Below are 11,255 nucleotides of genomic sequence, written 5' to 3' on the forward strand. Positions count from 1 at the left end.
TGGCCGCCGGTTTGCATGGCATCGAGCATGAACTCGAACCGACCGAAGCGATTCAGGGCGAGTTCGAGGTGCCGGACAATCTTTCGCTGCCGTGTACCTTGCATGCCGCACTCGAGCGTCTGAAACGTAGCCAATTGGCGAGGGAACTGTTCGGACAAGAGTTCATCGAAGGCTACATCGCTTCGAAGACCATGGAGTTGACCAGTTTCTTTGACGAAATCACTCCCTGGGAACGGCGTGTTCTAGCAGCCCAGGCCTGACGTACTGTCGCCACCGGGCTATCGTTTTGATAGTCCGGTCTTTACTGCAAGGAGCCGCTCGGAACGCCGATGCGCCAAATCTGGAAATCCTTTCGAGCGCTGTATTTCGCCTCGCTGATGATGTTGATCGGCTCGGGCCTCTTATCTACTTATCTGGCGTTGCGCCTGGCCGCTGACCATGTCGACGGACTGTGGGTTGGTGCGCTGATGGCGGCCAACTATTTTGGCCTGGTGCTGGGCGGCAAGATCGGTCACCGCTTGATCGCCCGGGTCGGGCATATCCGCGCGTATTCGGCGTGTGCCGGGATCGTCGGCGCGGCGGTGCTCGGGCATGGTCTGGTCGACTGGCTGCCGGCGTGGCTGGTGCTGCGGACCATCGTCGGCCTCGGCATGATGTGCCAGTACATGGTGATCGAGAGCTGGCTCAATGAGCAGGCCGACGCCAACCAGCGTGGCCTGGTATTCAGCGGTTACATGATCGCGTCCTATCTGGGGCTGGTGCTGGGGCAACTGATTCTGGTCATGCACCCAGGCCTGGGTCTGGAGCTGTTGATGCTGGTCGCGCTGTGTTTCGCCCTGTGTCTGGTGCCGGTGGCGCTGACTCGGCGAATTCACCCGGCGCCGCTGCATCCGGCGCCGATGGAACCGCGCTTCTTTATCAAGCGCGTGCCGCAGTCGTTGAGCACGGTGCTGGGGGCCGGTCTGATCATCGGTTCGTTCTACGGTCTGGCGCCGCTGTATGCCTCGCAGCAGGGGCTGTCGACCGAGCAGGTCGGTCTGTTCATGGGTAGCTGCATTTTCGCCGGGCTGCTGGTGCAGTGGCCGTTGGGCTGGTTGTCCGACCGCTACGACCGGGCGCTGCTGATTCGTTGCTTTGCCGGGTTTCTCGCGGTGGCGGCATTGCCGTTGGCGATCCTGCCGCAGGTGCCGCTGGAGGTGCTGTTCGTGGTCGGCTTCCTCTGTTCGCTGGTGCAGTTCTGCCTTTATCCGCTGGCCGTGGCGTTCTCCAATGACCACGTCGAAGGTGATCGTCGGGTGTCGCTGACGGCGATGCTGCTGGTGACCTACGGGGTCGGCGCAAGTATCGGCCCGCTGCTGGCAGGTGTGCTGATGAAACTGTTCGGCAGCCAAAGTCTGTATGCGTTCTTCAGCTTCTTTGCGCTGGTGCTGGTGTGGCGCATTCGTCCGAAAGCGGTGACCAATCTGCACCAGGTCGACGACGCGCCGCTGCATCACGTGGCGATGCCGGACAGCATGTCCAGCTCGCCATTGGTCGCCGCGCTTGACCCGCGGGTGGATGAGCAGGTGGTGCAGGAGCAGATGCAGACGACGGTGACGCCTGAGCCTGAGCCGGACAAAGAACCTGAATCTGAGCCCGTTGCAAACCCGGATGACGGCGGCGATAAACCTGCTCCGGACATCAGTGGTGCCAGGCCCTGACAGTTGAGCTGGGATGGAAATCTGTGGCGAGGGGATTTATCCCCGTTGGGCTGCGAAGCGGCCCTGAAGCCCGGCAATCACATCTTTATGACGCTCTGCGCTGAATGGTCCTACGCCTGCTGCGCAGTCGGACGGGGATAAATCCCCTCGCCACAGAATGTCCTGCCGAGCATTTATTCAGCGCAAAAAAAAGGGCAGTCCCGCCAAGGACTGCCCTTTTTCATTGTGCGTTCGACTCAGAGGTCGTCCTTATCGAAACGCCGTGCCTCACGCTGCAACTGGTACACGAAGCGCTCGACATTACGCGCCGCCGGGCCGCTGATGTTGTGGAAGCGCAGGCCGGCGAAGGTGATGTTGAGTTTTTCTTCGAAGTGCAGATAGCGCAGTTCGACGGAGGTCGGCTGGTTGCCGAACAGCGGCGGAGCGATCAGCCGGTCATAGACCTGGCCCAGTTGCAGGCGGTCAGTGATGTCACCTTCGAAACGCAGCTTGCAGCCGGTCGCGGAGATATCCAGCAATTTGCCGTTGATTGGCGCCTTGAGCTTCTCGCCGCCCAGTTCGACGCTGACCAGATCGGTCAGTTTCAGCGCTGCGCGAAAGGCATTGCGGCGCTGGTGGTAAACCACTTCGGTGGGCAAGTCGCCAGTGTAGAAACGGTCGCCATCGGACTCTTCGATGTTCAGCCTGCCGGTGCATTCCCAGGCAATGCGCACGCCTTCGTGAAAGCCTTCGACCTTGAACGGTTCGCCGGCCAGCAGGAAGCGTTCGCCATCGCGCGGGATCATCTCGTCTAGGGCGATCGAGGCGCTGTCGCGGTCAACCTTGATCAAATAACTCTGGAAGCGCTGGCTGCGTTCATGGAAGGTGATGATCAGTGGATCATGACTCTCTTGCAGTTGGCGCAGGTTGCTGGAGATTTCCAGGGGCGTGGTCAGCACCTTTGGTGGCTGCGGAGCATCATCCGCGCTTAGGGCGTTTGGCACGTTTTCTCAATCTCCAGACAAAATTTGACGATGACTAGCCGGCATTTTGCCAGCATGCTTCACGTGTTGATAGTGCGGGCCCATCGAATGGCTCACGCCTGGCTGAACGTACGCGGCTTGACGGGCTTGGCGAAGGTTCCGCTGGCGTCGTAGAGCGCTGGCGGCTCGCCACCGGTGAGGATCTTCAGCTGATTGGCTGTGGCAGCCTGCTGGACCAGGATCGATTGGCCATTGTTGACATTGGCCGCCTGGCATTGGGCAATGAGATCGGTGAGGACATCACTTTGACTGAGCAATTGATCGCCGATGCTCGACTGGCTGGCCAATTGCTCAAGACCCTGCCGATTGGTCGGCAGGTTGAGGCTGGCGAGGATTTCGCTGCGCTTGCGGCCATGCTGTTCGAGCAGAATGATCAATGCCTGTTTGCGCGCCAGAATTTCTTCCAGCAGTGGCATGTCGCGACCGTGCAAGGCGAGGGACTCGTTTTGCAGCAACTCCAGCAATTGTTGAGCTGGAGCAAAGTCGTCGATGATCAGTTGCAATAAATTAGTGTCGTGCATGGCTGGCCTTGGTTTCTAAGCGTCCAAAAGCCTCGCGCTGGCGGTGGCCTAGCGCTGGGCTTCGAAGTTGAGCAGTTTGCTGGCTACACGGTTGCTGTCGACTTTATAGCTGCCATCGGCAATCGCGGCTTTCAACTCGGCCACACGGGCTTTGTCGACAGCAGGCTGATCGCGCAGCTTGTCAGTGACCTTCTGCAACTGTTGAGCCTCATTGCTGAGGTGTACCGATTCCCCGCTTTTTGCGGTACTGGCCGATTCGGCCGGGGTATTCAGCGGTGCAGAAGTGCCGTTTTCAACGGTTTCCTTCGGCGCGCTGGTACGCGTACTGCCTGTAAGTGACGAGGAGCTGTTCAAACGGCTGAAATCGATGACCATGATAAAAAACCTCTGGGAATTTGGACGCTTGCCATGTTTTCGGCCATCCCCTGGAAAACTTTAGGCCCATTTGGCAATGAGCCTCATGTACCGGCGCGTGTCCTGCTGCGGCACAGTTTAGGGAAGTGGCGAGGTCGGCGCCAGTTTTCTGCTCAGTGGTTCACATGGCCACTTCCACTTGGCCGGGCGCGATGACCTGCGCCTTGATGACCCGCTGGGAGTTGAGGTTTTTCACCCGGATCTGCTCCTTCAAACCGCCGTTGGACAGGGCTTCGCCCGGCATTCGCACAGCCAGCGTACCGCTGCGGGCGATGATGACCACTTGATCGCCCTTGCGAATGACTTCTGCCTGTTCCAGGTGCACTTGGGTAATCACCTGATCGGCGACCGTTGGTCGGGTCAATTTCTGCCCGATCGCTTCGTCTACGGACGTCAGAAATCCCTGATTGATCAGGCTGACGTCGCGCTCGCGCAAGGTCACGTCCCGCGGCTCGATAATGCCGGCGCGTTTGAGCGGCCGAGTGGTGGTCACAATCTCGCGAAACAGGCGGACTTGAGCGGGCACGAACACGGTCCAGGGCGAGGTGCCTTCACAGCGAACCTTTACCGTTACCCGGCCCAACGGACGTGCCGGACTCTCCAGGCTGGCTGTCAATTCCTTGTCGCACATAGGCATGTGCATGCGGGGGTCGAGCTGGTTTACTTCGATTTCGTAGCGGCCTTCCGTTTGACTGGTAGCCAGATAGTCTTCTACGGTGAACTCAAGAAAGCCCTGAGTGACGCCGATAAGCATGTCAGGCAAGGTAACCGCATCAGCAATGGCAGGGCTGCCAGCGAAAAAGAAGCAAACGGCGGACACCGCGCAAAGCCCTCTGCGAAGGGAAGATGTCAGGCGTCGGAAAAATGTCGTTTGAGCGTTCATACGAGTTAAAAAGCAAGCGCCGTGCCGTTTAGCAATGAATGTGCGTCGCAACAACACTTGGCGTTGGTGTAGGAGTCTGGGCATGGCTGGTGTAATGGATTCGGTAAACCAGCGCACGCAACTGGTAGGGCAGAATCGCCTGGAGCTGTTGTTGTTCCGTCTCGACGGTCAGCAGCTCTACGGAATCAACGTGTTCAAGGTGCGGGAAGTGCTGCAATGCCCGTCGCTGACGTTGATGCCCAAGTCCAGTCCTGTCGTGTGCGGGGTGGCGAATATCCGGGGGGCAACCATTCCGATCCTCGATCTGGCAATGGCGACCGGTTCCGGGGCGTTGAAAGACAAGAACAGTCCGTTCGTGATCATTACGGAGTACAACACCAAGACCCAGGGTTTCCTGGTTCGCTCGGTGGAGCGCATCGTCAACATGAACTGGGAAGAGATCCATCCGCCACCCAAGGGCACGGGTCGCGATCACTACCTGACCGCTGTGACTCGAGTGGACAATCAGTTAGTCGAAATCATCGACGTCGAGAAAGTGCTGGCGGAAGTGGCGCCGACACCGGAAGCGATTTCGGTGGGTGTGGTCGACGTCGAAACCCAGAGCAAGGCGTTGTCGCTGCGCGTGCTGACGGTCGATGACTCGTCGGTGGCGCGCAAGCAGGTCACGCGTTGCCTGCAGACGGTCGGCGTCGAAGTGGTGGCGCTGAACGACGGCAAGCAGGCGCTGGACTACCTGCGCAAGCTGGTCGACGAGGGCAAGAAGCCGGAAGAAGAGTTCCTGATGATGATTTCCGACATCGAGATGCCGGAGATGGACGGGTACACCCTGACGGCGGAAATCCGCAGCGATCCACGCATGCAAAAGCTTCATATCATCCTGCATACTTCGTTGTCGGGGGTATTCAATCAGGCGATGGTCAAGAAAGTCGGTGCCGATGACTTCCTGGCCAAATTCCGTCCTGATGACCTGGCATCCCGGGTAGTCGACCGGATCAAAGCAGCAGATATCAGCTAGGGGCGCTTTGCCCCTGGCGGTCAACACGATTTAAGAGGCGGCATCATTGTCTACGGGTAATTTGGATTTCGAACAGTTCCGGGTCTTCCTGGAAAAAGCCTGTGGCATTTTGCTCGGTGAAAACAAGCAGTACCTGGTCTCGAGCCGTCTCAACAAACTGATGGAGCAGCAAGGCATCAAATCCCTGGGTGAGCTGGTTCAGCGCATCCAGACCCAGCCGCGCAGCGGTTTGCGCGAGCAGGTGGTCGATGCCATGACGACCAACGAAACCCTGTGGTTTCGTGACACCTATCCGTTTGAAGTCTTGAAGAACAAGGTGCTGCCCGAGGCGATCAAGGCCAGCCCCAACCAGCGTCTGCGGATCTGGTCGGCGGCGTGCTCGTCGGGTCAGGAACCGTATTCGCTGTCGATGTCGATCGACGAGTTCGAGCGCAGCAACCTCGGCCAGTTGAAGATGGGCGTGCAGATCGTTGCCACGGATTTGTCCGGCAGCATGCTGACCAACTGCAAGACCGGCGAGTACGACAGCCTGGCGATTGGTCGCGGCTTGTCCGCCGACCGTCTGCAGCGTTACTTCGACCCGAAAGGGCCGGGGCGCTGGGTGATCAAGGCGCCGATCAAGAACCGGGTGGAATTCCGTTCGTTCAACCTGCTCGACAGCTACGCCAGTCTGGGCAAGTTCGACATCGTGTTCTGCCGCAACGTGCTGATCTACTTCTCCGCCGAGGTGAAGAAAGACATCCTGTTGCGCATTCACAGCACGCTGAAACCGGGCGGGTATCTGTTCCTTGGCGCTTCCGAAGCGCTGAACGGTTTGCCGGATCATTACCAGATGGTCCAGTGCAGCCCGGGGATCATTTACCAGGCGAAGTGATTGGCTGCGGCAACACAAAAAACGGGAGGCCCTAAAAGGCCTCCCTTTTTTTTGTGCCTGGCATTCAGTCTCAATTCACCCCAAACCCCCTGTAGAAGTGAGCCTGCTCGCGATAGCGGTAATACATCCAACATCATCGGCGCCTGACACACCGCTATCGCGAGCAGGCTCACTCCTACAGAGGGCATTGGTGGGTGAGAGAGGGGGGCAAGCGGCAGAAAAGCGGCATCCGGCGGAAACCGGTTGCCGCTTTTCTGGCATTGCCGCATTGCCGATCCCCCGCCAGGCCCCGGTTTACGGGGGTTCTTCTGTTTGGCACGGTGCTTGCTAAAGCTCAGGTACGAAAAACCGGTCACCTGAAGGTTCCCGACATGAGCATCAGCTTCGACAAAGCGCTCGGCATTCACGAACAGGCATTGGGCTTCCGCGCCCAGCGTGCCGAAGTGTTGGCCAACAACATCGCCAACGCCGACACCCCGAACTACAAGGCGCGGGATCTGGACTTCTCCAAAGTGCTCGAAGCACAGACCGAGAAAACCAAACGCGGTGGCACGTTTGCCCTGAACATGACCAACAGCCGTCACATCGAGGCCGAAGGTCTGGGCAATGGCGACGAATCGCTGATGTATCGCACGCCGATGCAGCCTTCGATCGACCAGAACACCGTGGACGCTCAACTGGAGCAGTCGAACTACGCGGAAAACGCGGTCGGCTTCCAGGCCAGCTTCACCCTGCTCAACAGCAAATTCAAAGGGCTGGTGTCAGCCCTGCGCGGAGAGTAATCCATGTCCCTGTCCAGCGTTTTCAACATTGCCGGCAGCGGCATGAGCGCACAAACCACGCGTCTGAACACCGTGGCCTCGAACATCGCCAACGCCGAAACCGTTTCGTCGAGCATCGACCAGACCTACCGCGCCCGTCACCCGGTGTTCGCCACCATGTTCCAGGGCGGCCAGAACGGCGGCAGCAACTCGCTGTTCCAGAGTCAGGACGCTGCCGGTCAAGGCGTGCAGGTGCTTGGTGTGGTCGAAGACCAGAGCAACCTCGAAGCGCGTTACGAGCCGAACCATCCGGCCGCCGACGCCAAGGGCTACGTCTACTACCCGAACGTCAACGTGGTGGAAGAAATGGCTGACATGATTTCCGCGAGCCGTTCGTTCCAGACCAACGCCGAAATGATGAACACCGCCAAAACCATGATGCAGAAGGTACTGACCCTCGGTCAGTAATAAGGGGCGACTGCCATGAGTGTTTCCGATTCCACCAGCGGCGTGAATATCAAGGACGTCCTGTCCAATTCTTCGGTCAAGACCGGGACGACCACCGGCGGCCTGGCTGCAGCCACCAATAGCGCCACCGGCAAGCAGGCCCTGGGCAAAGATGCGTTTCTGCAACTGCTGGTCACCCAGCTGAAAAACCAGAACCCGCTCGATCCGCAGGACAACAGCGAGTTCGTCGCGCAACTGGCGCAGTTCAGCAGCCTGGAAGGCATCACCACGCTGAACACCACCGTCAGTGGCATCGCCGGCAACTACAACTCCTCGCAGGCCCTGCAGGCGTCGTCGCTGGTCGGTCGCTCGGTCATCGCTCAGACCGACAAGGCCGTGGTCGACACCAGCAAGAGCTTCAATGGCTCTGTGGTGGTTCCGGCGTCCGGCGCTGTCTCGGTCACCATCAAGGATACCGACGGCAAAGTCGTGCGCACCATCGACATGGGCACCCAGAAGGCCGGCAACGCCAGTTTCATCTGGGACGGCAAGGACGCGTCCGGTGCGGTCGCGGCCGCGGGCACTTACACGTTCACTGCCAGCGCCACTTACGACGGCAAGGCCACCTCGCTGATCACGTATCTGCCGGCCACCGTCAACAGCGTGACCATCAGCCAGACCGGCGGTGAGTTGATGCTGAACCTGGCGGGCCTGGGCAGCGTCGCGCTGTCCAAAGTACAAACCATTGGTATATAGAGCCGACTAACCGGCACAAAGGAGTGGAATATGTCTTTCAATATCGGCCTTAGCGGTCTCTATGCTGCCAACAAGCAACTGGACGTCACCGGCAACAACATCGCCAACGTGGCCACCACCGGTTTCAAGGCGTCCCGTGCAGAATTCGAAGACGTGTACTCGGCCACCCGCCTGGGCACCGGCAGCAAGACCGTCGGTAACGGCGTGCGTCTGGCCAACGTTTCCCAGCAGTTTGGCCAGGGTGACGTGAACAACACCGGCAACGTGCTGGACATGGGCATCCAGGGCAACGGTTTCTTCATCCTCAGCGACAACGGTTCCCTGAGCTACACCCGTGCCGGTGCGTTCAAGACCGATGCTGAAAACTACGTGGTCGACAACAACGGCAACCGTTTGCAGGGTTATGGCGTCGATGCCAACGGCAAGATCATGACCGGTGTGCTGACCGACCTGAAGATCGACACCTCGTCCCTCAAGCCGAACGCGACCACCAAGATCGACCAGACCATGAACCTGAACTCGGAGGACGTCAAACCTACCGTGGCGCCGTTCAGTCCCACCGATCTGAACAGCTATAACAAGCTGATTTCCACGCCGGTCTTTGACACTCAGGGTAACGAGCACCGCATGGATCAGTACTACGTGAAAACGGGTACCAATGCCTGGAGCGTTTACACCTACATGGATGGTCGTACGCCATCGGACCCGGCCAACAACACCCTGACGCCGCTGACCCACAACATCACCTTCAACTCTGACGGCACCATCAATACCGTGACGGCAGGTGCTGGCTGGACCCAGGCCGGCAACACCCTGACCATGACCGGTTGGGTACCAGGTGTCGTGACCAATCCGGCGACCACGCCTGTGACCTGGGGGCCGAACGGTTCCAAGGCTAACCCGACCGGTATCGCGTTCAACATGTCGTTGACCACCTCCTTCAACTCGCCGACCGCGCGTACGGCGCAATACCAGGACGGTTATGCGACTGGCCAGATTTCCAGCCTGACCATCGACTCGACCGGTGTGATGACCGCCAACTTCAGCAACCAGCAGACCAAGGCGATCGGTCAGGTAGCCGTGGCGAGCTTCGCCAACGAGCAAGGCCTGCAGCCGATTGGCGGTACTCGCTGGAAGGAAACCTTTGCTTCGGGTGTGGCGGGTGTTGATGCGCCGAAGACCGGCACCCTGGGGTCGATCGTGTCGAATTCGCTGGAAGAGTCGAACGTGAACCTGACCAATGAACTGGTGGACCTGATCAAGGCCCAGAGCAACTATCAGGCGAACGCCAAGACCATTTCGACCCAGAGCACCATCATGCAGACCATCATTCAGATGACCTGATTGTGTCGAAACCGCTCTGCCACTGAAAACCGACGCCTTGGGCGTCGGTTTTTTTTTACCCTGGGGAAATTCAAAATTTCAATAACCCACCGTTCGTCGGGTTGTTGGTTTGAAACTTGCACTCCGCACGCCCAAAGAAAGTTACGCGTCAAAACTTCATATGATTTGCTTCATTGAGCCAGGACATCGTTCGGCAACAAGGAATTCAGGAAGCTTTCGCACAAGGTTTCACCGTAGTTTCCAACCCACACAAGGAAGATGTAATGGCTGTAATTTATGGTTCTGATGGTGCAGATACTTTGATGGGTACTGCAGGAGACGATCAGATACGCGGGCTTGCCGGTGACGACATCATCAATGGTGGCGATGGCAATGACGTACTGATCGGCGGCGCGGGTGCCGACCAACTGATTGGCGGTGCCGGCATCGATACGGCCAGTTATGAGGATGACAATTCGGGGGTGGGCGTCACCGTCAACCTGAAGACTGGCGTCAACACCGGTCTGGCCAAGGGCGATACGTTCGTCGGGATCGAAGCCTTCCGGGGCACGGTGTACAGCGATAACTTCGTCGGTAATGCCGAGGCCAATACCTTCGACGGTGCCGGTGGTTATGACACTCTGAGCTACGCCACGTCCGAGCAGGCCGTGAACATTACCGTCAATGGCACCACCGGAAGCGGTCTGGGAGGGGACGCCCAGGGCGACCTGTTCAGCAACATCGAGGTCATCACCGGCTCTGCCAATGCCGATGTGTTTACCGTGAACTCCGGCAGCGTGACGCTCTACGGCGGCGCCGGTAACGATGTGTATATCCTCAATGGCAAAGATTCCATGGCTATTGGTGAACTGGCTGGAGGCGGCGACGACGAGATTCGTACCAACCAGGCCAGCATGGGGATGAGCGGCGAAATCGAGCGCCTGACCTTTACCGGTACCGGTAACTTCACCGGGCGTGGCAATGCCGGGGACAACATCATTACCGGCGGCGCGGGCAACGACGTGCTCATCGGGGGCGCCGGGGCCGACCAGTTGATTGGCGGCGCGGGTATCGACACGGCCAGTTATGAAGATATCGTTTCGGGTGTCGGTGTGACGGTCAACCTCAAGACCGGCGTGCATACCGGCATTGCCACAGGCGACACGTTCAGCAGCATCGAGGTGATTCGCGGTTCCAGCTACGCCGACAATTTTGTCAGCGATGCTGCGGCAACCACCTTTGATGGCGGCAATGGTTTCGACACATTGAGCTTTGCCGGCTCGGAACAGGGCGTCAATCTGACGGTGGCGAACTCAGCCGGCACCGGCAGCGGTGGCGATGCGCAAGGGGATGCCTTCAGCAACATAGAAGCTTTCTACGGCTCGGCCCAGGCTGACGTGTTCACCGTGACCGCCGGCAGCACCACCTTTTACGGGGGTGCCGGTAACGACGTCTACATCATCAATGGTGCGGGTACGGCCGGGGTTGTCGAACTGGCGGGAGGCGGTGACGACGAGATTCGCACCAACCTGACCAGCC

The 11,255-nt window shown here is 58.9% G+C and carries 12 protein-coding genes and 1 pseudogene; 9 read left to right on the plus strand and 4 right to left on the minus strand.

The features are described 5' to 3' along the window. Positions 1 to 260, plus strand: a pseudogene (locus DBR24_RS31510) (glutamine synthetase); the annotation flags it as partial. A gap of 69 nt (positions 261 to 329) precedes the next feature. Continuing rightward, entirely contained in the window at positions 330 to 1,700 is a 1,371-nt protein-coding gene (locus DBR24_RS05375; RefSeq protein WP_128614133.1) for an MFS transporter, read from the plus strand. A gap of 236 nt (positions 1,701 to 1,936) precedes the next feature. Here the strand turns inward: DBR24_RS05375 and DBR24_RS05380 are convergent, their stop codons facing one another. The 4 genes from DBR24_RS05380 to flgA all read right to left on the minus strand — a co-directional run bounded on the left by DBR24_RS05380 (position 1,937) and on the right by flgA (position 4,540). After that, positions 1,937 to 2,683, minus strand: coding sequence for a flagellar brake protein (locus DBR24_RS05380; RefSeq protein WP_123466963.1), 747 nt, complete (start codon positions 2,681 to 2,683; stop codon positions 1,937 to 1,939). Between the two features lie 92 nt (positions 2,684 to 2,775). Further along, a complete protein-coding gene (locus tag DBR24_RS05385) occupies positions 2,776 to 3,243 on the minus strand; it encodes a flagella synthesis protein FlgN (protein ID WP_123466961.1) in 468 nt (155 codons plus the stop codon). Positions 3,244 to 3,291: 48 nt separating this feature from the next. Then, positions 3,292 to 3,618: a flagellar biosynthesis anti-sigma factor FlgM gene (flgM, locus tag DBR24_RS05390; RefSeq protein WP_123466959.1), complete on the minus strand. Its 327-nt coding sequence runs from the start codon at positions 3,616 to 3,618 to the stop codon at positions 3,292 to 3,294. Positions 3,619 to 3,778: 160 nt separating this feature from the next. Further along, on the minus strand, positions 3,779 to 4,540 hold the full coding sequence (gene flgA / locus DBR24_RS05395) for a flagellar basal body P-ring formation chaperone FlgA (RefSeq protein ID WP_123466957.1): 762 nt from the start codon (positions 4,538 to 4,540) through the stop codon (positions 3,779 to 3,781). 82 nt (positions 4,541 to 4,622) lie between these two features. Between flgA and DBR24_RS05400 the strand changes: the two genes are divergently transcribed. The 7 genes from DBR24_RS05400 to DBR24_RS05430 form a co-directional block, all read left to right on the plus strand. After that, positions 4,623 to 5,555, plus strand: a complete 933-nt coding sequence (locus DBR24_RS05400; protein ID WP_041074300.1) for a chemotaxis protein CheV — start codon at positions 4,623 to 4,625, stop codon at positions 5,553 to 5,555. A gap of 46 nt (positions 5,556 to 5,601) precedes the next feature. Continuing rightward, on the plus strand, positions 5,602 to 6,429 hold the full coding sequence (cheR, locus tag DBR24_RS05405; protein ID WP_007963053.1) for a protein-glutamate O-methyltransferase CheR: 828 nt from the start codon (positions 5,602 to 5,604) through the stop codon (positions 6,427 to 6,429). Positions 6,430 to 6,800: 371 nt separating this feature from the next. Then, the gene (flgB, locus tag DBR24_RS05410; RefSeq protein ID WP_128614134.1) at positions 6,801 to 7,211 is read left to right on the plus strand and encodes a flagellar basal body rod protein FlgB; all 411 of its coding nucleotides are present in this window, start codon (positions 6,801 to 6,803) and stop codon (positions 7,209 to 7,211) included. A gap of 3 nt (positions 7,212 to 7,214) precedes the next feature. Continuing rightward, on the plus strand, positions 7,215 to 7,658 hold the full coding sequence (gene flgC / locus DBR24_RS05415; RefSeq protein ID WP_128614135.1) for a flagellar basal body rod protein FlgC: 444 nt from the start codon (positions 7,215 to 7,217) through the stop codon (positions 7,656 to 7,658). A 15-nt stretch (positions 7,659 to 7,673) separates the two neighbouring features. Next, a complete protein-coding gene (gene flgD / locus DBR24_RS05420; protein ID WP_123466952.1) occupies positions 7,674 to 8,393 on the plus strand; it encodes a flagellar hook assembly protein FlgD in 720 nt (239 codons plus the stop codon). A 30-nt stretch (positions 8,394 to 8,423) separates the two neighbouring features. Continuing rightward, positions 8,424 to 9,737, plus strand: coding sequence for a flagellar hook protein FlgE (gene flgE, locus DBR24_RS05425; protein WP_128614136.1), 1,314 nt, complete (start codon positions 8,424 to 8,426; stop codon positions 9,735 to 9,737). A gap of 263 nt (positions 9,738 to 10,000) precedes the next feature. After that, positions 10,001 to 11,255 (plus strand): calcium-binding protein (locus DBR24_RS05430; RefSeq protein WP_146188962.1); only part of this gene is annotated, 1,255 nt, incomplete at its 3' end.

Source organism: Pseudomonas sp. HMWF006 (assembly GCF_003061205.1).
Lineage (GTDB): Bacteria > Pseudomonadota > Gammaproteobacteria > Pseudomonadales > Pseudomonadaceae > Aquipseudomonas > Aquipseudomonas monsensis.

Bases quoted from the DNA above. Each gene is read 5' to 3' on its own strand.
- DBR24_RS05375 (WP_128614133.1), top strand. From the start codon at position 330: ATGCGCCAAATCTGGAAATCCTTTCGAGCGCTGTATTTCGCCTCGCTG.
- DBR24_RS05385 (WP_123466961.1), bottom strand. From the start codon at position 3,243: ATGCACGACACTAATTTATTGCAACTGATCATCGACGACTTTGCTCCA.
- flgM (WP_123466959.1), bottom strand. From the start codon at position 3,618: ATGGTCATCGATTTCAGCCGTTTGAACAGCTCCTCGTCACTTACAGGC.
- flgA (WP_123466957.1), bottom strand. From the start codon at position 4,540: ATGAACGCTCAAACGACATTTTTCCGACGCCTGACATCTTCCCTTCGC.
- DBR24_RS05400 (WP_041074300.1), top strand. From the start codon at position 4,623: ATGGCTGGTGTAATGGATTCGGTAAACCAGCGCACGCAACTGGTAGGG.
- flgB (WP_128614134.1), top strand. From the start codon at position 6,801: ATGAGCATCAGCTTCGACAAAGCGCTCGGCATTCACGAACAGGCATTG.
- flgC (WP_128614135.1), top strand. From the start codon at position 7,215: ATGTCCCTGTCCAGCGTTTTCAACATTGCCGGCAGCGGCATGAGCGCA.
- flgD (WP_123466952.1), top strand. From the start codon at position 7,674: ATGAGTGTTTCCGATTCCACCAGCGGCGTGAATATCAAGGACGTCCTG.
- flgE (WP_128614136.1), top strand. From the start codon at position 8,424: ATGTCTTTCAATATCGGCCTTAGCGGTCTCTATGCTGCCAACAAGCAA.